A 21,753-nucleotide genomic window follows, 5' to 3' on the forward strand; every position below is an offset into this window, starting at 1 on the left:
CTGAAGAAGCGAGAATTGCAGAGGAAGAAGCTGAAGCTGAGCGTTTACGTTTAGAAGAAGAAAAAAATAATTCACCAACTGAGCAAGAAAAACCTAAAAAAGCAGGTTTCTTTGCTAGGCTAAAGAAAGGGCTATTAAAAACTCGACAGAATTTAGGTTCAGGCTTTTTTGGGCTGTTCTCAGGTAAAAAAATTGATGATGACTTATTCGAAGAGCTCGAAGAACAGTTATTGATAGCGGATGTCGGGGTTGATACCACGCGCAAAATCATTGACAACTTAACGGCACATGCGAGCCGTAAAGAACTCAAAGATGCAGAAGCGTTATATGGCAAATTGCGTGAGGAAATGTCTGATATTTTAGCGAAAGTGGATAAACCACTCGTGATCGAAGACAAAAAACCCTATGTTATTCTTATGGTTGGTGTTAATGGGGTCGGGAAAACGACTACAATTGGTAAATTAGCACGTCAATATCAGTCGGAAGGAAAAAGCGTCATGTTAGCCGCGGGGGACACTTTCCGTGCAGCAGCCGTTGAGCAACTTCAAGTATGGGGTGAGCGTAATAAGATCCCTGTGGTAGCCCAACATACTGGTGCAGACCCTGCATCTGTTATTTTTGATGCGATTCAATCAGCACAAGCGAAAGGGGTTGATGTTTTAATTGCAGATACCGCTGGACGTTTACAAAATAAATCGCACTTGATGGAAGAGCTGAAAAAAATTGTCCGGGTAATGAAAAAACTCGATGAAAATGCTCCCCATGAAATTATGTTAACGCTAGATGCAAGCACTGGACAAAATGCGGTAAGTCAGGCAAAACTTTTTGATGATGCGGTCGGTCTGACAGGTATTACATTGACTAAGCTAGATGGCACAGCAAAAGGTGGCGTAATTTTCTCTATTGCCGACCAATTTGGTATTCCAATTCGTTATATTGGTATTGGTGAGGGTATTGAAGATTTACGTCCATTTAAAGCAGATGACTTTATCGAGGCTCTATTTGCCCGAGAGGAATAATTTTCGATGATTCGCTTTGAACACGTTAGTAAAGCTTATCGCGGTGGCCGCCAAGCACTCCAAGGGGTTGATTTTCATCTTCAACCTGGAGAAATGGCATTTCTAACAGGCCACTCAGGCGCAGGTAAAAGTACATTACTTAAACTGATTTGTGGTATTGAACGCCCAAGTGCGGGTCATATTTTATTCAATGGTCATGATATCAGCCGCTTGAAAAATCGAGAGATCCCATTTCTGCGCCGGCAGATCGGGATGATTTTTCAGGATCATCACCTGCTTTTTGATCGAACGGTATATGACAATGTCGCAATGCCGCTAATCATTTCTGGTGCCAGTACCGAAGATATTCGTCGGCGAGTTTCTGCGGCATTAGATAAAGTCGGGTTATTGGACAAAGCTAAAAACTTTCCAATTCAGTTATCTGGTGGGGAGCAACAGCGTGTCGGTATTGCCCGAGCGGTGGTGAATAAGCCAACGATGTTATTAGCGGATGAGCCAACAGGTAACCTTGATGGTGAATTGTCTGAAGGGATAATGCGTTTATTCGAAGAGTTCAACCGTGTGGGGGTGACTGTTTTAATGGCGACCCATGATATTGCATTGATTGAGCGTCGTAACTACCGTGTTCTTACATTAAGTGAAGGTCGTATGCTTGGAGGTCAACATGGCTAAGAATGTCCGTAAAAGCAAGCCGGAACGAGCCAAGCAATCGAAAAGTAAAGCATTAAAAGGCGGTTGGAAAGAGCAGTGGCGTTATTCGTGGTTGAATGCGCTCGCTGATATGCTTAGGCAGCCTTTAGCCACTTTTTTGACAATCATGGTTATTGCGATTTCACTCACATTACCGAGCCTTTGTTATATTGTGTGGAAAAATGTTTCGCAAGCCGCGGAACAATGGTACCCAACACCTCAACTCACTGTTTATTTAGATAAATCTCTTGATGAACAAGGTGGGCAAAATGTGGTAACACAATTACAGGCTCTTGATGGTATTGACCATGTGAATTACCTTTCTCGTGACCAAGCCATGAGTGAGTTTCGCAGTTGGTCTGGTTTTAGTACCGCACTCGATATGCTAGAGGAAAACCCACTGCCTGCAGTCGCAATAATTACACCTAAAATTGATTTTGAAGGTTCTGATGTATTAACAACACTGCGTGATAGAGTCAGCCAAGTCGATGGAATTGAAGAAGTTCGCATGGATGATAGCTGGTTTGCTCGGTTAGCCGCACTCACGGGCTTGGTTGGGAAAGTCGCTTCTGTCATTGGGATTTTAATGATTGTGTCACTGTTCCTTGTGATAGGTAATAGCGTTCGGCTCAACATTTTTGCTCGCCGCGATACAATTAATGTGATGAAACTAATTGGTGCTACTGATGGGTTTATCATGAGGCCATTTTTAAATGGTGGTCTTGTATTAGGCGCATTAGGTGCCATTATTTCCTTGATTATGACCTTTCTACTTGTTTGGCAGTTAGCAGACGGTGTGGCAAAAGTGGCCAGTGTATTCGGTACACAATTTCAGATTGAAGGGTTGTTATGGGAAGAGTCTTTATTGATCCTATTATTATCCGCTATGGTTGGTTGGATAGCGGCATGGTTGGCAACACTTCAACATTTACGACACTTTACACCTGAGTAATGCGTTGTTTTTTGTCATTTTTATTAAAGAGTTATGATTTTATTATATCATGACTCTTTGATTCTATTGCAAATTTGCGTTAAAAATGAACTTAGTCTGAATTGTTTTGTCCTACATTGACCTACTGTTAACAAATTTTGTATATAATTTATTTAACGCGGTTAAACTGGTAGACTTAAAGTGTTTACCTCATGGTTAACCAATGCGGTTATCAATACAAACTAATCTGTTTCCTATTATTTTATTGAGGATCTGAATGACCAAAGACATGCAATCATTAGCTCTTGTTCCACAAGGAAGTATTGAAGCCTATGTTCGGGCCGCTAATGCTTACCCGATGCTTACCGCTGAGGAAGAAAAGGAACTTGCTGAACGGCTGCATTACCATGGTGATCTGGATGCTGCAAAGCAACTGATCTTATCGCATTTGCGCTTTGTTATTCATGTTGCTCGTAGTTATGCAGGGTATGGTTTACCGCAAGCTGATTTAATTCAGGAAGGTAATATCGGCCTGATGAAAGCGGTGCGTCGTTTCAATCCTGAAGTTGGCGTTCGCCTTGTTTCCTTTGCGGTTCACTGGATCAAAGCTGAAATTCATGAATACGTTCTACGTAACTGGCGTATTGTGAAAGTCGCGACGACAAAATCGCAACGTAAGCTATTCTTTAATTTAAGAAAGAATAAAAAACGTCTTGGTTGGTTTAACCAAGATGAAGTCGATATGGTTGCCCAAGAGTTAGGTGTAAGTACTAAAGATGTGCGTGAAATGGAATCACGTATGGCTGCACAAGACATGGCATTTGATATGTCAGATGACGACGACAGCAGTGATTTTGGTGGCCCAGTAGCCCCGGTCTTATACTTACAAGACAAAGCATCAGACTTTGCCGGCTCAATTGAAGATGATAATTGGGAAAGCCATGCAACTGACCGCCTTACAGAGGCATTAGACTCTTTAGACGAGCGCAGTCAGGATATCATCCGAGCTCGTTGGCTAGACGATGACAACAAAACGACGTTGCAAGAACTTGCTGATAAATACGGTGTTTCTGCAGAGCGTGTTCGTCAGCTTGAGAAGAACGCCATGAAGAAGTTACGTTTGGCGATGGAAGAAGACGAAGACAGCGAAATGTGATTTATTACTGGCCAATTCGTTGTTCACTAAAATTATCTGCATTTATTACCCATTAAGCGGTGGATAAATGCAGATAATCATTTCTACTTTTATATTTTTGATTGTTCAATTAATCACTGTATAACTCTAGCGGTAAGCCATCTGGGTCTGTGAAAAATGTAAAACGCTTTTGTGTATAGGGGTCAACCCGTACTGCTTCACAGGCCACTCCTTGCTCAGTTAAATAAGCGACCCATTTATCTAAATCATCGACACTGAAGGCTAAATGACGCAGCCCTGTGGCTTCGGGGTAACTCAGCCTTGCTGGCGGGTTAACAAAACTGAATAACTCAATTTGGTAATGTTCACCAAAGGCTAAGTCCGCTTTCCACGAATTATTCGCTGGGCGGTAATGTTCTTCAAGTAAATTTAAACCCAAAATACGGCAATAAAAATCCTTACTGATTTCAAAATTGGATGCGATAACAGCAACATGATGAATTTTATTTAACTTCATGCTGTTTTGTCCATATATCAGGTTGTGTGGTGGCATTGAAGCCATTAGCCGCCAAGAATAGTTGCATCACTTCTTTTTCTTGTAGCGCTACCCCGCTAATATCAAATTTCCATAGTGTAATGTCAGGGATGGCTTGGCAAATTTCTTCTAATAAATATGAGCCAACACCTCGTCGGCGAGTAACCTCTCGTACACAAAAATCGTGCAAAGTGGCTGCGTTATGATCCACGGTAATTTTTGCGGCACCAAGAAGTCGGTCATTAAAGCGCGCAGCGTAAAATTGCTGACCTGCTTTGTACATTTTTGCCAGTTCAAAAGGGCTCTGGTCAGGCCAGATTTTATGTAAGTCCAGATATTGTTGCTCAGTAGGATTGACCAGCGGGATAATAGTGAGTCTCATGATATTTTGTTTGTTTCCCTGTAAGAGTTGCAGTTACTCATCCTGCCAGAGTGATCTACAACCGATTTTTTGATTTTAGAGAGAAAAATTTGGTGATACTGAATTTTCCGAATTTCACTCGGATTAATTTAAATTTAACCCGAATATAACACTAGTATTTACAAAAAAACCACTTTAACACATCAGTTTTTTATTCTGCTTCTAATGTAAAAACCTACCATATCCATTTGCTATTTAGCATAATTATCTTGTTTAATGTTATGAAATATATAGCCTTATTCGCTGTATTTTGAAATATCAGGCATTGTACCTGTCAACCATAATAATCTACTACAAATCAAACACAAACACTCAGAACCATGAAGACGGGGACGATAAAATGAAGAATATGAATAAAGCATTATTGGCGGGCTGTATTGCGATGGCGTTCAGTTCTGCAGGATGGGCAAAGGAAATTAAAATAGCGGTTGTTGGCGCGATGTCAGGGCCTGTGGCGCAATATGGTGATATGGAATTTACAGGGGCACGCCAAGCGATAGCAGACATTAATGCTAAAGGTGGCATTAATGGAAACACATTAGTGGCAGTTGAATATGACGATGCCTGTGACCCGAAACAAGCGGTTGCGGTGGCAAATAAAGTCATTAACGATGGTATTCGCCATGTCATTGGGCATTTATGTTCCTCTTCAACACAGCCTGCATCCGATATTTATGAAGATGAAGGTGTCATTATGATCACCCCTGCAGCCACTAATGCGGATTTAACCACGCGTGGCTACCAGATGGTGCTTCGTACAACAGGTTTGGATTCAGACCAAGGACCAACTGCAGCTAAATTTATTATGGAAGATATCAAACCAACTCGTATTGCTGTTGTGCATGACAAACAACAGTATGGGGAAGGTTTAGCCCGTTCTGTGCGTGAAAGCCTCAATAAAGCGGGCGTTAAAGAGGTCATGTTTGAAGGGGTAACCGCGGGAGACAAAGACTTTTCCGCTTTAGTGGCAAAATTGAAGAAAGAGAACGTGGATTTTGTTTACTTCGGGGGATATTACCCAGAAATGGGGCAAATTTTACGCCAAGCGAAACAAGCTGGGTTGAATATTCGCTTTATGGGGCCTGAAGGCGTCGGTAACTCTTCATTATCAAATATTGCAGGCGATGCCTCTGAGGGCATGTTGGTAACTTTACCAAAACGTTATGACCAAGTTGCGACTAACCAACCGATTGTTGATGCCATCAAAGCGAAGAAAGAAGACCCAACGGGCCCATTTGTTTGGACAACTTATGCTGCTATCCAAGGTTTAACAACAGCAATGGAGCGTACTGGCAGCATCGAGCCTGAAGATTTGGTGAAAGACCTGAAAGCAAATCCAGTCGAAACCGTTATGGGAACATTAAGCTGGCAGCCAAACGGTGACCTGAAAGGGTTTGAGTTCGGCGTATTTGAGTGGCACAAAGATGGGACATCCACCTCTGTAAAATAGTACTCAGCAGTGTTCCAGCATAGTGAATAAGAACCGGAAGTGAGTAACTTGCTTCCGGCTTCTGTTCTCTATATAGGACAAGTAGTTCGAAAGGATAGTCTTATGTCAGATCAAATTCTCTATTTTATTCAGCAGCTTCTGAATGGTTTAACCCTCGGCAGTACCTATGCATTGATAGCTATCGGATATACGATGGTATATGGCATCATTGGGATGATTAACTTTGCCCATGGCGAAGTGTATATGATAGGCAGCTATGTCTCTTTTATTGTGATCGCAGGCTTGATGATGCTTGGGATCGATATCGGTTGGATCCTTGTTGCTGCTGCCTTTATTGCCGCGATCGTGGTCTCTAGCGCCTATGGTTGGAGTATTGAGCGGGTTGCTTATCGGCCAGTGCGTCATTCTAAACGTTTGATTGCACTGATCTCAGCGATCGGGATGTCTATTTTCCTACAAAATTATGTCAGCCTGTCACAAGGTTCGCGTGATTTAGCCCTACCGAGTTTGATCACTGGGCAATGGGTTCTGGGTGAAAGCGATGGTTTTGAAGCCACGGTGACTAAGATGCAGTTGACCATCTGGGTGGTTACCGTGCTTGCGATGTTAGCTTTGACGTTATTTATTCGCTATTCAAAAATGGGTAGAGCCTGCCGAGCATGCGCAGAAGACCTTAAAATGGCCAGTTTATTAGGTATTAACACGGATCGCGTTATTTCATTGACCTTCGTTATCGGTGCGGCAATGGCTGCTGTAGCCGGTGTATTGCTGGGGCAATTTTATGGTGTGATTAACCCATACATTGGCTTTATGGCAGGAATGAAGGCATTTACTGCGGCGGTATTAGGGGGAATTGGGAGTATTCCCGGTGCTATGTTGGGCGGCTTAATCTTAGGTGTCGCAGAAGCGATGACCTCTGCATATTTAAGTACAGAATATAAAGATGTTGTGTCATTTGGTTTATTGATTGGTGTGTTATTGATCATGCCAACCGGCATTCTGGGACGCCCGGAGGTCGAAAAAGTATGAGAAAAGAAAATTGGATTAATGCCATTGTGGCTTCAGTGACTTTTTTCGTATTGGCACTGTTTATGATGGGGCTGCAGCTCGCACTGGATGGCACGAAACTGGTTGTGACGGTTGGGGACTCCGTGCGTTGGAACTGGATCATTGCCGGCATTGTTGTGATCTTTGTGTACCAGTTGGTTCGTCCAACCTTAAGAAAAGTGTGGCAAGGGGTGCCTAAGAAAGCGTGGGCTATTCCTGATTTTGATGGTTCGACAACTAAGCAAAAAATCCTTGCGGTTATAATTATTATTGCTGCAATTATTTGGCCGTTTATTGTTTCTCGTGGAAGTGTGGATATTGCAACCTTAACGCTAATTTACGTGATGTTAGGGCTAGGCTTAAACGTGGTGGTTGGGTTATCCGGCTTATTGGTTTTAGGCTACGCAGGCTTCTATGCGATAGGGGCTTATACCTTTGGTTTATTAAATCATTACTATGGTTTTGGGTTCTGGGAAAGTCTACCGATTGCAGGGTTAACCGCTGCATTAGCGGGCTTTTTATTGGGGTTCCCTGTTCTAAGGCTACGCGGGGACTATCTCGCAATAGTGACGCTTGGGTTTGGGGAAATTGTTCGTATTTTATTACTGAATAATACCGAAATCACTGGCGGGCCAAATGGGATCAGCCAATTACCGAAACCGACTTTTTTTGGTTTGGAATTTAGTCGTACAGCAAAAGATGGCTGGGACACTTTCCATAACTTTTTCGGCTTAGATTACAGCCCAGGTGACCGAATTATTTTCCTGTATTTTGTCGCTTTGTTATTAGTGGTTTTAACTTTGTTTGTTATCAATCGGTTACTGCGTATGCCATTAGGTCGTGCGTGGGAAGCATTACGCGAAGATGAAATTGCCTGCCGCTCATTAGGGTTAAGTCCAACTCGAATAAAATTAACCGCATTTACTATTAGTGCGGCTTTTGCGGGGTTTGCAGGGACGTTATTTGCTGCACGGCAAGGGTTTATCAGCCCTGAGTCCTTTACCTTTGTGGAATCAGCATTTGTGTTAGCCATTGTTGTTTTAGGGGGAATGGGCTCACAAACTTCTGTAATTTTAGCCGCAATTATCTTAGTTGTATCACGGGAAATGATGCGTGACCTTAACCAATACAGCATGCTGTTATTAGGGGCGCTGATGGTGCTGATGATGATCTGGCGACCACAAGGCCTATTACCGATGAAACGTCGTCAAATGCAGGTGAAAAAAGTCCCTGAAGGGGAGGGCGTATGAGTCATAAAACAACGCCTTTGCTACAAGTTAATGGCTTAACGATGCGTTTTGGTGGGCTACTTGCCGTTAATAATGTTGAGCTAACCATTAATCAAGGGGAAATAGTTTCACTGATTGGCCCGAATGGGGCGGGTAAAACCACTATTTTTAATTGTTTAACGGGTTTTTATAAACCGACCAGCGGCACTATTTTATATCGTGAAAAGCACCTTGAAGGGCTGACAGGGCAGGCGATTGCTCGTCTCGGAGTGATAAGAACGTTCCAACATGTGCGGCTATTTAAAGAAATGACGGTGATTGAAAATTTACTCGTGGCGCAACATCAACATTTAAAAAGTGGCATTTTTTCTGGGTTATTGAAAACGCCTGCATTTCGTCGTGCAGAATCAGAAGCGCTTGATAATGCAGTAAAATGGCTGGAGCGCATAGATTTACTACCCTTTGCAAACCGGCAGGCTGGCAATTTGGCCTATGGGCAGCAGCGTCGGTTAGAAATTGCTCGCTGTATGGTCACTCGCCCTGAAATTTTAATGTTAGATGAACCTGCTGCGGGACTTAACCCTAAAGAAACCAATGATTTGGATGATTTAATTGCCGAATTACGTGCCCATCATAATGTTTCAATTCTATTAATTGAACATGATATGAAATTAGTCATGGGAATTTCAGATCGCATTTATGTCGTGAATCAAGGAACGCCATTGGCAAATGGGACACCAAGTGAAATTCGTCAACATCCTGATGTGATAAAAGCCTATTTGGGGGAAGCTTACTGATGCTTGAATTTAAAAAAGTTTCTACCCATTATGGAAAAATACAAGCGTTACATGAAATTAGCTTGAATATCCAAAAAGGTGAGATTGTGACCTTAATCGGAGCAAATGGCGCAGGGAAAACAACGTTGCTCAGTACCCTTTGTGGCGACCCGCGTGCATCGGAAGGCCAAGTCATCTACCGGGGTGTGGATATTACTCAATTGCCAACGTCCAAAATTATGCGTGAAGATATTGCAATAGTGCCAGAAGGGCGACGTGTCTTTTCTCGTATGACAGTGGAAGAGAACCTCGCAATGGGGGGCTTTTTTGCAAATCGCCAACAGTACCAAGAACGTATTGAGCGGGTTTATAAGCTGTTTCCAAGGCTGTATGAGCGCCGAAGTCAACGTTCAGGAACGATGTCAGGTGGGGAGCAACAAATGCTAGCGATAGGCCGTGCTTTAATGAGCCAGCCAGAGCTGCTGTTGCTTGATGAGCCGTCCCTAGGCCTTGCCCCCATTATTATTATGCAAATTTTCGATACAATTCAACAGCTACGCGAGGAAGGTATGACGATTTTCCTTGTCGAACAAAACGCCAATCAAGCGTTGAAACTCGCAGACCGTGGCTATGTGTTAGAAAATGGGCATATTGTGTTGGAAGATAGTGGAAAGGCGCTTTTAGCCAATGAAGCGGTAAGAAGCGCGTATTTGGGTGGATAGTTAAAAATGCTATACTGCGAACTATAGATAACTATAGCTCGCAGTATTCATTGCTCAATATTTTCTATATTATTTTTTGTGATTTTGATTTTAAGCTCATCTTTCTTATTATTTGTAAGCTTAAAAATATTTTTATAATTATTTGATTTGGTTTCGTTTTTATTTTTTTTATTTAAATGTGTTTTTCGTTCTACTGAAATTGAAAGATCTGGTAATGGACTACCAAATTCATCACCTGTGTTTATATATTCAAAGTTTTTATTTGCTGTAATAATACAACTTCCATTCTCTGTTTCTTTAATAGTAAAATTGGTTCTCATACTCTCAATTGAACTGTTATTTTTAGACTCTTGAGTCGCCCTTACACCTATATTGTAATGCTCATTTTTATTTATTTGATGTAAAAGAATTGTTGGTTCTGCAAGAAAGCCTTGATGAGCAATTTGCGATATCAGCTGGGCATTCTTCAACCCGAATTTTGCACTGAGAAACTTTGCATCTTTTATTTCTACTGAGTTTTCTTGGCGGTATGGTGTGTGTAAATAAATATTCATTCTATTGAAATCTTTGTTGAATTTATCAGATAGTTCTTTATCAAAAGTAAATTCATTAGATTCATAAATGTGACCAAGATGAGTAGATGTATAACTATCGTCCTTGTTTGGTTTGAATCCTGCTATTTTTGTTCTCAATATAATAGAAGTTGATTTTTCATCATGAATGATTTCTTTTTTATATTTATTATTAATGCTGAAATATTCTTTAATAAAAACAATATTATTTTCTAAATTTAATTCGCGTTTTCTATTTTTTATTGGCGATTTGAATAATTTCCAAAATGGTTCTAATGCTGTATTAATTCGGCAGATAAAACGGGCGAATCGATTTTTATTCGGTGTTTTACTATTTATTGTTTGAGGGTTTTTCGTAGAGTAAAGCATATTGTTATTAATTTTAGTCATGAAAGCTCACTTAGAGGTATATTTAAGTTCAGGTTAGGGTATCTCACTGGGATAATAAATTATTGCATAAATAGATAGTACCTAATCAGGGGATGATACGATGGTATGGCAGGTGATAATCTTATGAAGACGAGTTTTAGTCATTTTAACTGTTAACTTTTCTACTTTTCTAGAATGTGAGGTATCTCCCATTTCAGCTATTTGCTTGTTTCTATGTGAAAAATTAAATGTATATACAACTTTTTCTCTAGAAACAGGGATCTACTTGTTGTTGTATAACTCCCTTGGTATTCCAACCTTCACACTTCCTACAAAATTTCAAATTTAAATGTATATACTTTGTGAAGTAAATGTATATATATTTAAATCATCGATAAACACTCTCAATGAATAGATAGTCTCGAGCAAGTTGATAGAAAATTAATTAGTTGATTTATAATCAATTAATTGGTTTGAAGACGCAGGTGCATCGCCACTAACTAGGTATCTCGCAGATTATTATAAATAAAATTGTTAATTTAAGGTTAATTAAAAATGGATGATAGGGGATACAACCATGTTAAATCGTACTGACTCAACTCGAGTGATCCGCGCACCACGTGGCAGTGAGAAAACCTGTAAAAGCTGGCTGACAGAAGCGGTATACCGCATGATCCAAAATAATTTAGACCCGGATGTTGCTGAGCACCCTCAAAGCTTAGTGGTCTATGGTGGCATCGGCCGTGCGGCACGTGATTGGGAATGCTATGACAAAATTTTAGATGTGCTAACAACGTTGGAAGATGACCAAACTTTGCTAGTGCAGTCAGGTAAACCCGTCGGTGTGTTCCCTACCCATCCAGATGCGCCGCGTGTATTGATTGCAAATTCAAATATTGTTCCTCACTGGGCGAATTGGGATCACTTTAATGAATTAGACCGCAAAGGCTTAATGATGTACGGCCAAATGACGGCTGGTTCTTGGATCTATATTGGCTCTCAAGGGATCGTTCAAGGCACCTATGAAACCTTTGTTTCGCTTGCTAAACAGCACTTTAATGGTAACGCTGCAGGGCGCTGGATCTTAACTGGTGGCCTTGGTGGGATGGGCGGGGCGCAGCCGTTAGCAGCAACCATGGCGGGTTTTAGCATGATAGCGGTCGAATGTGATGAAAGCCGTATCGATTTCCGCCTAAGAACCCGTTATGTAGACAAAAAAGCGACTTCCCTTGATGAAGCACTGCAATATATCGAAGAAGCCAAAGCCAATGGCCAACCCGTTTCTGTTGGGCTATTAGGTAATGCGGCTGATGTTTACAGTGAACTGGTGAAACGCGATATTACCCCGGATTCAGTCACCGACCAAACGAGTGCCCATGACCCAGTACACGGTTACTTACCACAGGGCTGGACACTCGCCCAATGGCGTGAAAAACAGCAAACTGCACCTGCCGAGGTAACCACAGCGGCGAAAAAAAGCATGGCCATACAAGTGGATGCGATGCTAACGATGCAAAAACGAGGCTCAGCGGCTTTTGACTACGGCAACAATATTCGCCAAATGGCAAAAGATGAAGGGATTAGCAATGCCTTTGATTTCCCTGGTTTTGTTCCTGCTTATATCCGCCCACTATTTTGTGAAGGTGTTGGTCCATTCCGTTGGGTTGCGTTATCAGGTGACCCAGAAGATATCTATAAAACAGACCAAAAAGTAAAAGAATTATTACCCGATGACAAACACTTACATAATTGGCTCGATATGGCACGTGAACGTATCGCATTCCAAGGGCTTCCTGCTCGTATTTGTTGGGTGGGCTTAAAAGACAGAGAAAGATTGGGCCGTGCTTTCAACGAAATGGTGAAAAGTGGCGAGTTAAAGGGCCCGATTGTCATTGGTCGTGATCACTTAGATTCAGGCTCTGTTGCAAGTCCACACCGTGAAACGGAATCCATGAAAGATGGCTCTGATGCCGTATCAGACTGGCCTTTATTGAACGCACTGTTAAATACCGCTGGTGGTGCAACATGGGTCAGTTTACATCATGGTGGTGGTGTTGGAATGGGCTTCTCACAGCACTCGGGGGTTGTCATTGTGTGTGATGGAACCGATGCTGCAGATAAACGTTTAGCGCGTGTTTTACATAATGACCCTGCAACAGGTGTCATGCGCCATGCAGATGCAGGTTATGACATCGCCATTAACTGTGCGAAAGAGCAAGGGCTTAATTTGCCTATGGTGAAGTAATGTCGTGTGCCAGCTGAAATTGAGCTGGCATCTTTCTGGAATAGAAGGAATTCAGTATGAATGCTGCGTTAACTCAGAAAAGACAAGGGCCACTGGCGGGGATCAAAGTGATCGATTTAAGCCGTGTGTTAGCCGGCCCTTATTGCACGGGTATGATGGCCGATCTCGGTGCTGAAGTGATCAAAATCGAAGTTCCCAACCACGGTGATGATAGCCGCCATTTAGGGCCATTCATTGATGGCGAAAGTGTTTATTACGGTTTGATTAACCGAGGTAAACGCAGTATTGAATTGGATCTTAAAGCGGATGAAGACCGAGCTATTCTATTCCAATTAATCCAAGAAAGTGATGTGGTAGTTGAAAACTTTCGCCCTGGTGTGACTCAACGACTTGGTATCGATTTCGATAGCTTGAAGCAGCACAACCCCCAATTAATCTACGCCAGTATTTCTGGTTTTGGACAAAATAGCCCATTAGCCAGTTATCCCGCTTATGACATCGTGGCACAAGCGATGTCGGGCCTAATGAGTGTCACGGGTTTCCCAGAAACGGGGCCAACACGTAGCGGTGAGTCAATTGGCGATGTGTGTGCAGGGATGTTTGCATCATGGGCGATAAGCAGTGCGTTATTTGCGCGAGAGCGTCATGGCGAAGCGGCACAGTATATTGATGTGGCGATGGTGGATGTCTTATTAAGCATGCAGTTAACTGGGCTTTCAAACTTATTTGCGAATGATAAGGCCCCGAGCTTAGTGGGGAACCGCCATCCAGTATCCACGCCATTCGATACCTATCAAGCAAAAGACGGTTTAGTGGTTATCGCGATTGCCAGTGAAAAGTTATTTCAACGCTTTTGCGAGTGTATGGAAAAACCGCAGTTATGCCACGACCCACGTTACCTTAATGACCCGAGTCGAACACAGCACCAAGCTGAGCTTCGAGAAGAAATCGAAAGTTGGACATGCCAAAAAACCGTTGAAGAGGTATGCGACATATTATTAAACGCGGGTGTGCCTGCCTCACCAATCCATAATTTACACCAAGCCACACAAAGTGAGCATGCCCAAGTGAGGCAAGTGCTAACACACCTGAATGACGGAGGAACGCCATTGGTTTCTCAACCGGTTTTTTTTAATGGAAAGAAACCTCATTCGACCCACCGGGCTCCGAAATTAGGTGAGGCAAACGCAGTTTATAAGCCAGCGAAAACAACAATTAAAAATGCGGAGACGATGCAATGAGTTTTGATATTAATGAAACAGAACAAGCCGTTGTGGATGCGATAGAAAAAGTCTGTCACGACATTTTACAGCCGAATGCACAAAGATACGATGAAACCGAAACTTTTTGCGCTGAAAGTTTACAAGCGTTGGGGGAAATGGGCTGTTGGGGAATTAATTTACCTGAACAGTATGGCGGTTTTGGTATTGGTAGTGTAGCGATGAGTAAGGTGGTAGAAGCGGTTGCAGCGGCTTGTGCTTCGACTTCATCGGCTCTAACAGCGCATTTTTTAGCGACAGATTCAATTCTGATTGGCGGTACAGAAGAGCAAAAACAGCATTGGTTACCAAAAGCCGCAGCTGGGGAATTATTAGGTGCATTTGGCTTAACTGAGCCAGCTGCTGGCTCTAACCCTGCAGATATGCGAACCGTGGCAACTCGTGAAAATGGTGGCTGGCGCATTCGGGGTAATAAACACTATATTACTAACGCCAAAGAAGCTGATTTCATCGTGTTATATGCGAAAACGGATGTAGAAGCAGGGGCTCGCGGGATCAGCGCATTCATGATCCCTAAAGGCACGGAAGGTGTGGCATTTTCTCAACCTGAAAAAACCATGGGGTTACGGGGTAGCACCATTTATGAATTAGCACTGAATTGTTGGCTACCTGAATCTGCATTACTGGGAGAGGAAAACAAAGGGTTTCATACCGCCATGGAAGTTTTAGATAAAGGGCGCGTCGAAGTGGCCGCAACCTCACTAGGTATTGCTCGAGCCGCGATGGAAAGTGCTTTAGGCTGGGTAAAAGAACGCCAAATTGGTAAAAAGCCATTAGCGGCTTACCAAGGAACCCAATGGCGTATTGCGGATATGCACACGCAATTGGAAGCTGCTCGTATGTTGACTTGGCAAGCTGCGGAATTACGTGATTCAGGGGAACGTTTTAGTTTGCAATCTGCTACGGCAAAATTGTTTGCAGCTGAATGCGCAGGTTTTGTTACGGATGCAGCATTACAGCTTCACGGAGGCTACGGTTATATTCGTGACCTGCCTCTCGAGCGTTATGTGCGGGATGCACGGATTTTACGAATTTTTGAAGGGACGTCAGAAATACAAAAAATTATTATTTCACGTGCCGTTTTAGACGCCCATTAAGTTATTTATCAGTATTGAGCCAGTAAGCGGGACAGGCGTTTACTGGTTTATGGAGCACCATAGGAAGCACTACCTGACAACAGGATCATGGAATTAAAAACACAACAACAATCAGGTTTAAGAATGTATTTCAATTAGTTATTTAGGGTGAATAACAGATAAAACATCACCCAGCGTAATGCTTAATAACTGTACCTTACAACTGTAGTTATTGCGGTTCCATTACGATTAATTGGTTCATTCTTTAAGCCAGCCTTGCTTAAAGAGGAGTTACCATGACAGTTTCAAACGACATCGCAACAGGGCAAAAAGCCCGGCAGGAGAATGTACCTTTAATCGAAGCGCGTTCCATCGACTACATTCCAGAGTCCGAGCGCCACGGCACCTTATCAAGCCAATTCACACTTTGGTTTGGTTCTAATTTGCAAATAACCGCAATTGTCACTGGTGCCTTGGCTGTGGTACTGGGTGGCGATGTATTCTGGTCATTAATAGGCTTATTTATTGGCCAATTATTAGGTGGTGCGGTGATGGCCTTGCATGCGGTGCAAGGGCCGAAATTGGGGTTACCACAAATGATTTCGAGCCGTGTACAGTTTGGCGTATACGGTGCAGTTATCCCTATCTTACTGGTTTGTATGATGTATGTCGGATTTTCTGCTAGTGGTACTGTGCTGGCAGGGCAAGCAGTCGGTCAGTTATTACATGTGACGGATTGGGTGGGAATTATCATTTTTGGTGTGGTGATAATCGGCATCACAATTTGTGGTTATCGCATCATCCATATTTTAGGGAAAGTGGCGAGCGTTATCGGCGTAATTACGTTCTTCTATCTATTTTTCCGTCTGTTTTATATGAATGATGTCTCAATACTACTCGAAAACCGCCATTTTAGCTGGACGAACTTTCTATTAGCGATGTCATTGTCCGCTTCTTGGCAAATTGCATTTGGGCCTTATGTTGCTGACTATTCTCGCTATTTACCGACTAAAACCCCGACAATTAAAGCCTTTTTGGCCGTCGGTTCAGGTACAGTGATTGGTACGCAAGCATCGATGATTTTAGGGGTTTTTGCCGCAGCGCTTGCCGGCAATCAATTTGCAGGTAACGAAGTCTCTTATATCGTAGGGTTAGGTAGCACAGGTTTAATCGCGGCGTTGCTGTACATCAGTATTTTTTATGGGAAAGTGACCATAACTGCACTGAATGCTTATGGTAGCTTTATGTCTATGGCAGCGATCTGGTGTGGTTTCCGAGGGAAAAGCCAAATTTCTCGCGGACAAAGGTTATTTTTCATCATTCTGATGGTGAGTTTCTCGACCGCTTTAGGGTTAGCAGGCCAGCACTCATTCTTAAAGTTATTCTCTGCCTTCTTACTGTTTTTACTCGCATTTTTTACCCCTTGGAGTGCAATTAATCTCGTTGACTACTATTGGGTCACTAAAGGCCGCTACGATGTACCTGAGCTAGCTAATCCAAATGGCCGTTATGGACGTTGGAATAAAGTTGGGATTATCACTTACATCGTTGGGGTATTGATTCAATTGCCATTTATTTCCACGGGCTTCTATACCGGGCCTTTAGTCGAAAAACTGGGCAGGGTTGATATCTCATGGATTGTGGGTTTAGTCGCAACCAGCGTTATTTACTATGTGGCGATTAAAAAATGGCCTATGTCAGTGGCAGACAGATTGATATTACCTACGAGTAAATAACCATTTCATAAAAAATTAGCATTCAAAATAGTAAAAATTGAGATAGCCAGTAGCAGTGTGAATATCACTGTTACGGTTTCTCTCAACCTAAAAAACGATTTTAGAACATTACCATACCCACCAATCGCTGAAGAATTGGGATAGGAGTTGCTATGAAAATTTTAGTCGCAGTGAAGCGAGTGATAGACCATAACGTCAAAATAAGAGTGAAAGCCGATGGTTCAGGAGTTGAGCTGGCAAATGTCAAAATGGCCATCAACCCCTTCGATGAAATTGCTGTCGAAGAAGCTGTACGTTTAAAAGAGGCGGGAAAAGCGGCAGAAGTTATTGCTGTTTCCGTTGGTGATATTAGTTATCAAGATACATTACGCAGTGCGATGGCGATTGGGGCAGATCGCGGGGTTTTAGTCCAAAAGCCTGAAGAGTTAACCTTAGAACCACTGGATATTGCACGTTTACTTCAACAAATCGTGGAAAAGGAACAGCCAGATCTTATTTTATTAGGTAAACAAGCGATTGATGATGACTGTAATCAAATCGGCCAAATGCTTAGTGCATTATTGGACTACCCGCAGGCAACATTTGCCTCACAAGTGAAGCTTGAAGGCCAGTTACTGCAAGTGACAAGGGAAATTGATGGTGGCTTAGAAACGTTAGAGATGCCATTACCAGCGGTTATCACAACGGACTTACGGCTCAATGAACCTCGTTATGCTACTTTGCCTAATATCATGAAAGCTAAGAAAAAAACGTTAGATATTATCGATATTGCTGAGATGGATTTTACGCCACTAGGGCAAATTAAAACGCTGAGTGTCTCAGAACCTAAAAAACGAGCGGGGCAATGCACATTGTTAAGCAGCGCGACAGAGCTAGTTAGTGCATTACAAGCGAAAGAAGTGATTTAATCGAGGAAAATATCTATGAGCCAAATATCGGTATTAGTGGTTGTCGAACATGATAATCAAACAATAAAAACATCTACTTATCATAGTATTAACGCTGCAAAGCAACTTCTCACAGCTGGTGGTCATTTGCACTTATTAGTTGCAGGAAGTGAGACGGAACAGGTCGCTCAGTCAGCTGCAAGTATACAGGGCGTGAGTAAAGTCCTAGAAATACAATCAGATAACCTTAAAAACCAACTTGCAGAGCCGATGGGCCATGCAGTGGCAAGTATCGCAAAAGAATATACCCATTTACTGTTTCCAGCGACGACATTTGGTAAAAACATTGCTCCACGGGTTGCGGCAACGTTAGGGATCGCACAAATTTCAGACATTACCCAAATTATTGATCCTCAAACTTTTATTAGGCCTATTTATGCAGGAAATGCATTAGCAACAGTACAAAATAATGGCCAGCAGGTGGTCATTACGGTGCGTAGTTCGGCATTTTCAGGGGGATATGAAGCGCAAAATCATGCTGAAATTGAAAAAGTCTCCTTTGCTGATATTCCCTTGCGTAGTCAGTTAAAAAGCCAATCTCTAACCCAAGTAAGCCGTGCGGAATTGAGTTCTGCAAAAGTGGTTATTTCAGGGGGGAGAGGTTTGAGTTCAGGTGACAACTTTGCGTTATTGGAAACGATAGCTGACAAACTTGGCGCTGCGGTGGGTGCTTCACGTGCTGCGGTAGATGCTGGTTTTGTTCCAAATGACTACCAAGTAGGACAAACAGGGAAAATTGTTGCACCCGATTTATATATCGCAGTAGGGATTTCCGGGGCAATTCAACATGTTGCTGGTATGAAGGAAAGTAAAGTGATCGTTGCTATTAATAGTGATCCTGAGGCACCGATTTTCCAAGTCGCGGATTATGGCATTGTTGGCGATCTATTTGAGATCTTACCGGAATTTGACAAAGCATTAGCGTAAGAGGTGGACAAATGGCTATCGACAATATTGATAAGATAAACGAGGCTCCCGAGCGGGAATCGATGGAGTTCGATGTCCTGATTGTCGGTGGTGGACCCGCAGGGTTATCTGCAGCAATACGATTAAAGCAGCTAGCAGCAGAGAAAGGCACAGAGATATCAGTTTGTTTAATTGATAAAGGTGCGCAGATAGGTGCTCATATTTTATCTGGCGCGGTGATAGACCCTCGGGCTCTTGATGAATTGCTGCCAGATTGGCAACAAAAGGTGTCGGCTTCTTTAACCCCTGTAAACCATGACCGTTTTTTATGGTTGAAAGAAAATAAAGCGAGCCATTTACCCCTATCCTTATTGCCAAGCTGTTTGAAAAATAATGGCAACCTCATTGGTAGCTTAGGGCAGATAAGTGCTGCACTTGCCGTTGAAGCTGAAAGATTAGGTGTTGATGTTTTTGCCGGATTTGCTGCCACTGACGTGCTGTTTGATGATAAAAACCAAGTAATAGGCGTCACCACCGGAGACATGGGGCTGGATAAATCAGGCAACCCAACAGCGATGTACCAACCAGGTATGAATTTACTGGCAAAAATGACCTTTTTTGCGGAAGGGTGCCGTGGCCAGCTAGGTAAGAGATTGATAAATCATTTTAATTTAGCCGCAGAGAGCGGTAAACAAACCTATGGCTTGGGCATCAAAGAGATTTGGCAAATTCCCAAAGAGCAACACCAAGCAGGGCTGGTTGTGCATTCTGTTGGTTGGCCCCTAGATAACCACACCTATGGCGGCGGCTTTGCTTATCACTATGGAGATAACTTAGTCGCAGTGGGTTTGGTAGTCGGGTTAAATTATGAAAACCCTTATTTATCACCGTTTGATGAGTTTCAGCGTTTAAAGACCCACCCTGAGTTTAGTGCTTTTTTATCAGGGGGAGAGCGTATTAGCTATGGCGCTAGAACGATGGTGGCCGGTGGGCTGGCCGCGTTACCTGAATTGAGCTTTCCCGGTGGTGTACTAATCGGTGATGATGCAGGTTTTCTTAATGCAGCTCGAATTAAAGGTACACACTGTGCAGTGAAAAGTGGGTTATTAGCAGCAGAAGCCTGGTTCAGTGCTAACCAGAATGGAATGGTTGACTATTCACAGTTTAAAAAACAATTTCGCCAGCTATTTGAAGAGAGCTGGCTATATCAAGAACTTTATCAAACACGCAATTTTAAACCCTATATGAAAAAAGGGTTAGTGATTGGGTCAATGTTATTTGGTGCGGAACAATTGTTATTAAAAGGCCGTAGTCCGTGGACTTTAAAGCTAAAACACGCAGACCATGAAGGAATAAAAGAAGCACGAAATTTTTCGCCAATAAATTACCCAAAACCCGATGGAAAATTAATTTTTGATAAGCCTTCTTCCGTGTTTTTATCGAATACGAATCATGAAGAGGAACAACCCTGCCATTTAAAACTGGCGGATATTAATGTCCCTATCCAAGTTAATTTAATGAAATATGCTGCGCCCGAGACGCGTTATTGCCCCGCGGGAGTCTATGAAATTGTAGAGGATAAGAGCGAAGAAAAACTGCAAATTAATGCGCAAAACTGCCTACATTGTAAGGCTTGTGATATTAAAGACCCGTTACAGAATATCACTTGGACAGCCCCTCAAGGAGGCGAAGGCCCTATTTATCAGGGAATGTAAAACGAATTTGTTGTGATGTAGTTGTGCTTGATATTTTTTGTTTTATCAGTCGCTTTGGGGCAATTTTGCCCCATTTTTTTATTTTGCATTAATTCTCAATTCGCGAATGTAATTTTAATTTGTAACGCGAGCCAGCTGTGATCATATTAACGTAGCTAATTAGAGTGCTACCTGTCCAAGTGCGACGGCTAAGTTGTAAGCAAGGTGAGTTTTCTTTAATTGATAATGATTGAGCAATGGATTTTGTGGCTAATGCGGCTTCAATGGTATGTTCCATTTCACTAACAGGAAAATGGCGTTGTAAATAACCGCTCGGCGTTTCAGTGTCACCATATTTTTGCTTAACAAAATCAGGCACAATGGCATGATTAACATAGCGTTCTTCTAACATTAAAGGAATATCATTTTCAAAATGTAGAACTTTACAGTAACCCACATCACTTCCTTCACTAATTCCTAGCTGTAGTGCGATTTCTGCTGATGCCGAAATAATTTTAAGCTGTAATTGGTGACCGCTATATTTATTACCGCTTGTTGAAATTTCATCAAAAATATCAAATGCTTTTGTAACGGGGAGTTCATGTTTTTGAGTGGCAACAAATGTGCCTTTTCCTGCAATACGATTCAAGATCCCTTTTTGGCTTAACTCGGAAATGGCCTTATTCACCGTCATACGGCTCACATTAAATTGAGCGCACAGCTCAAGTTCTGTGGGAATTTGAGTTTCAGGCTTAAAAATTCCTAAATCAATACTGCGTAAAATGTAAGACTGGATTTGCTTATATGCAGGTTGTGATGTCATCGCTGTCATTCAAAATTATTGTTAAAGGAAGGAGTGGTAAAATTGTTTTATTGCCACATTTCACTCACAAACTTTGTATGTAATGCAGTTTATCAGTAATTATGGGCTTTGCTAGTTATACTCGTCATACTTCACGTTGCCGTGTTGTTG

The 21,753-nt window shown here is 42.3% G+C and carries 20 protein-coding genes; 16 read left to right on the plus strand and 4 right to left on the minus strand.

Annotation, left to right across the window (positions count from 1 at the left end):
• From ftsY to rpoH, 4 genes are all read left to right on the plus strand, one after another.
• Positions 1–1,019, plus strand: a 1,019-nt coding sequence (gene ftsY / locus PR809_RS12530) for a signal recognition particle-docking protein FtsY (RefSeq protein ID WP_272524533.1), incomplete at its 5' end; no start/stop codon positions are given.
• A 6-nt stretch (positions 1,020–1,025) separates the two neighbouring features.
• Positions 1,026–1,691 carry a cell division ATP-binding protein FtsE gene (gene ftsE / locus PR809_RS12535; RefSeq protein ID WP_004258545.1) on the plus strand — a complete coding sequence of 222 codons (666 nt, stop codon included), beginning with the start codon at positions 1,026–1,028 and terminating at the stop codon, positions 1,689–1,691.
• The gene (gene ftsX, locus PR809_RS12540) at positions 1,684–2,661 is read left to right on the plus strand and encodes a permease-like cell division protein FtsX (protein WP_166264270.1); all 978 of its coding nucleotides are present in this window, start codon (positions 1,684–1,686) and stop codon (positions 2,659–2,661) included. The genes ftsE and ftsX overlap by 8 nt, the downstream gene beginning before the upstream one ends.
• A 256-nt stretch (positions 2,662–2,917) precedes the next feature.
• Positions 2,918–3,796, plus strand: coding sequence for an RNA polymerase sigma factor RpoH (rpoH, locus tag PR809_RS12545; RefSeq protein ID WP_166264272.1), 879 nt, complete (start codon positions 2,918–2,920; stop codon positions 3,794–3,796).
• Between the two features lie 109 nt (positions 3,797–3,905).
• Here the strand turns inward: rpoH and gloA2 are convergent, their stop codons facing one another.
• Together gloA2 and panM are read right to left on the minus strand one after the other, a co-directional pair.
• A complete protein-coding gene (gene gloA2 / locus PR809_RS12550) occupies positions 3,906–4,292 on the minus strand; it encodes an SMU1112c/YaeR family gloxylase I-like metalloprotein (protein ID WP_206276528.1) in 387 nt (128 codons plus the stop codon).
• Positions 4,279–4,692, minus strand: a complete 414-nt coding sequence (panM, locus tag PR809_RS12555) for an aspartate 1-decarboxylase autocleavage activator PanM (protein ID WP_272524534.1) — start codon at positions 4,690–4,692, stop codon at positions 4,279–4,281. Before panM ends, gloA2 begins: the two co-directional genes overlap by 14 nt.
• A 379-nt stretch (positions 4,693–5,071) precedes the next feature.
• Here panM and PR809_RS12560 point away from each other — a divergent pair, with 379 nt between their 5' ends.
• From PR809_RS12560 to livF, 5 genes are all read left to right on the plus strand, one after another.
• Positions 5,072–6,181: a branched-chain amino acid ABC transporter substrate-binding protein gene (locus PR809_RS12560; RefSeq protein WP_004908157.1), complete on the plus strand. Its 1,110-nt coding sequence runs from the start codon at positions 5,072–5,074 to the stop codon at positions 6,179–6,181.
• Positions 6,182–6,283: 102 nt separating this feature from the next.
• On the plus strand, positions 6,284–7,210 hold the full coding sequence (livH, locus tag PR809_RS12565) for a high-affinity branched-chain amino acid ABC transporter permease LivH (RefSeq protein WP_004258523.1): 927 nt from the start codon (positions 6,284–6,286) through the stop codon (positions 7,208–7,210).
• Positions 7,207–8,478, plus strand: coding sequence for a high-affinity branched-chain amino acid ABC transporter permease LivM (locus PR809_RS12570; protein WP_102137978.1), 1,272 nt, complete (start codon positions 7,207–7,209; stop codon positions 8,476–8,478). Before livH ends, PR809_RS12570 begins: the two co-directional genes overlap by 4 nt.
• Positions 8,475–9,254, plus strand: coding sequence for a high-affinity branched-chain amino acid ABC transporter ATP-binding protein LivG (gene livG, locus PR809_RS12575; RefSeq protein WP_195697732.1), 780 nt, complete (start codon positions 8,475–8,477; stop codon positions 9,252–9,254). Before PR809_RS12570 ends, livG begins: the two co-directional genes overlap by 4 nt.
• Positions 9,254–9,955, plus strand: a complete 702-nt coding sequence (livF, locus tag PR809_RS12580; RefSeq protein WP_102137976.1) for a high-affinity branched-chain amino acid ABC transporter ATP-binding protein LivF — start codon at positions 9,254–9,256, stop codon at positions 9,953–9,955. The genes livG and livF overlap by 1 nt, the downstream gene beginning before the upstream one ends.
• Before the next feature lie 47 nt (positions 9,956–10,002).
• Here livF and PR809_RS12585 read toward each other — a convergent pair whose 3' ends face one another.
• Positions 10,003–10,917 carry a hypothetical protein gene (locus PR809_RS12585; protein WP_272524535.1) on the minus strand — a complete coding sequence of 305 codons (915 nt, stop codon included), beginning with the start codon at positions 10,915–10,917 and terminating at the stop codon, positions 10,003–10,005.
• Positions 10,918–11,473: 556 nt separating this feature from the next.
• Between PR809_RS12585 and hutU the strand changes: the two genes are divergently transcribed.
• The 7 genes from hutU to PR809_RS12620 all read left to right on the plus strand — a co-directional run bounded on the left by hutU (position 11,474) and on the right by PR809_RS12620 (position 20,801).
• The gene (gene hutU / locus PR809_RS12590; protein WP_206276877.1) at positions 11,474–13,141 is read left to right on the plus strand and encodes a urocanate hydratase; all 1,668 of its coding nucleotides are present in this window, start codon (positions 11,474–11,476) and stop codon (positions 13,139–13,141) included.
• A gap of 56 nt (positions 13,142–13,197) precedes the next feature.
• Positions 13,198–14,382 carry a CaiB/BaiF CoA transferase family protein gene (locus PR809_RS12595; RefSeq protein ID WP_166264282.1) on the plus strand — a complete coding sequence of 395 codons (1,185 nt, stop codon included), beginning with the start codon at positions 13,198–13,200 and terminating at the stop codon, positions 14,380–14,382.
• Positions 14,379–15,518: an acyl-CoA dehydrogenase family protein gene (locus tag PR809_RS12600; RefSeq protein ID WP_166264284.1), complete on the plus strand. Its 1,140-nt coding sequence runs from the start codon at positions 14,379–14,381 to the stop codon at positions 15,516–15,518. The genes PR809_RS12595 and PR809_RS12600 overlap by 4 nt, the downstream gene beginning before the upstream one ends.
• 275 nt (positions 15,519–15,793) lie before the next feature.
• Entirely contained in the window at positions 15,794–17,233 is a 1,440-nt protein-coding gene (locus PR809_RS12605; RefSeq protein ID WP_272524536.1) for a purine-cytosine permease family protein, read from the plus strand.
• A gap of 152 nt (positions 17,234–17,385) precedes the next feature.
• Positions 17,386–18,141 carry an electron transfer flavoprotein subunit beta/FixA family protein gene (locus tag PR809_RS12610; RefSeq protein ID WP_206276876.1) on the plus strand — a complete coding sequence of 252 codons (756 nt, stop codon included), beginning with the start codon at positions 17,386–17,388 and terminating at the stop codon, positions 18,139–18,141.
• Positions 18,142–18,156: 15 nt separating this feature from the next.
• Positions 18,157–19,107 carry an electron transfer flavoprotein subunit alpha/FixB family protein gene (locus tag PR809_RS12615; protein WP_206276875.1) on the plus strand — a complete coding sequence of 317 codons (951 nt, stop codon included), beginning with the start codon at positions 18,157–18,159 and terminating at the stop codon, positions 19,105–19,107.
• Positions 19,108–19,118: 11 nt separating this feature from the next.
• Positions 19,119–20,801: an electron transfer flavoprotein-ubiquinone oxidoreductase gene (locus PR809_RS12620; RefSeq protein ID WP_102137968.1), complete on the plus strand. Its 1,683-nt coding sequence runs from the start codon at positions 19,119–19,121 to the stop codon at positions 20,799–20,801.
• A gap of 88 nt (positions 20,802–20,889) precedes the next feature.
• Here PR809_RS12620 and PR809_RS12625 read toward each other — a convergent pair whose 3' ends face one another.
• Entirely contained in the window at positions 20,890–21,603 is a 714-nt protein-coding gene (locus tag PR809_RS12625; RefSeq protein ID WP_102137967.1) for a UTRA domain-containing protein, read from the minus strand.
• Between the last annotated feature and the right edge of the window lie 150 nt (positions 21,604–21,753).

Origin of the sequence: Providencia sp. PROV201 (genome assembly GCF_028479545.1) — a bacterium.
Taxonomy (GTDB): Bacteria; Pseudomonadota; Gammaproteobacteria; order Enterobacterales; family Enterobacteriaceae; genus Providencia; species Providencia huaxiensis.

Bases quoted from the DNA above. Each gene is read 5' to 3' on its own strand.
- PR809_RS12620 (WP_102137968.1), top strand. From the start codon at position 19,119: ATGGCTATCGACAATATTGATAAGATAAACGAGGCTCCCGAGCGGGAA.
- PR809_RS12570 (WP_102137978.1), top strand. From the start codon at position 7,207: ATGAGAAAAGAAAATTGGATTAATGCCATTGTGGCTTCAGTGACTTTT.
- PR809_RS12600 (WP_166264284.1), top strand. From the start codon at position 14,379: ATGAGTTTTGATATTAATGAAACAGAACAAGCCGTTGTGGATGCGATA.
- rpoH (WP_166264272.1), top strand. From the start codon at position 2,918: ATGACCAAAGACATGCAATCATTAGCTCTTGTTCCACAAGGAAGTATT.
- PR809_RS12585 (WP_272524535.1), bottom strand. From the start codon at position 10,917: ATGACTAAAATTAATAACAATATGCTTTACTCTACGAAAAACCCTCAA.
- PR809_RS12615 (WP_206276875.1), top strand. From the start codon at position 18,157: ATGAGCCAAATATCGGTATTAGTGGTTGTCGAACATGATAATCAAACA.
- livF (WP_102137976.1), top strand. From the start codon at position 9,254: ATGCTTGAATTTAAAAAAGTTTCTACCCATTATGGAAAAATACAAGCG.
- panM (WP_272524534.1), bottom strand. From the start codon at position 4,692: ATGAGACTCACTATTATCCCGCTGGTCAATCCTACTGAGCAACAATAT.
- gloA2 (WP_206276528.1), bottom strand. From the start codon at position 4,292: ATGAAGTTAAATAAAATTCATCATGTTGCTGTTATCGCATCCAATTTT.
- PR809_RS12610 (WP_206276876.1), top strand. From the start codon at position 17,386: ATGAAAATTTTAGTCGCAGTGAAGCGAGTGATAGACCATAACGTCAAA.
- PR809_RS12560 (WP_004908157.1), top strand. From the start codon at position 5,072: ATGAAGAATATGAATAAAGCATTATTGGCGGGCTGTATTGCGATGGCG.
- livH (WP_004258523.1), top strand. From the start codon at position 6,284: ATGTCAGATCAAATTCTCTATTTTATTCAGCAGCTTCTGAATGGTTTA.
- hutU (WP_206276877.1), top strand. From the start codon at position 11,474: ATGTTAAATCGTACTGACTCAACTCGAGTGATCCGCGCACCACGTGGC.
- PR809_RS12605 (WP_272524536.1), top strand. From the start codon at position 15,794: ATGACAGTTTCAAACGACATCGCAACAGGGCAAAAAGCCCGGCAGGAG.
- livG (WP_195697732.1), top strand. From the start codon at position 8,475: ATGAGTCATAAAACAACGCCTTTGCTACAAGTTAATGGCTTAACGATG.
- ftsE (WP_004258545.1), top strand. From the start codon at position 1,026: ATGATTCGCTTTGAACACGTTAGTAAAGCTTATCGCGGTGGCCGCCAA.
- PR809_RS12625 (WP_102137967.1), bottom strand. From the start codon at position 21,603: ATGACATCACAACCTGCATATAAGCAAATCCAGTCTTACATTTTACGC.
- ftsX (WP_166264270.1), top strand. From the start codon at position 1,684: ATGGCTAAGAATGTCCGTAAAAGCAAGCCGGAACGAGCCAAGCAATCG.
- PR809_RS12595 (WP_166264282.1), top strand. From the start codon at position 13,198: ATGAATGCTGCGTTAACTCAGAAAAGACAAGGGCCACTGGCGGGGATC.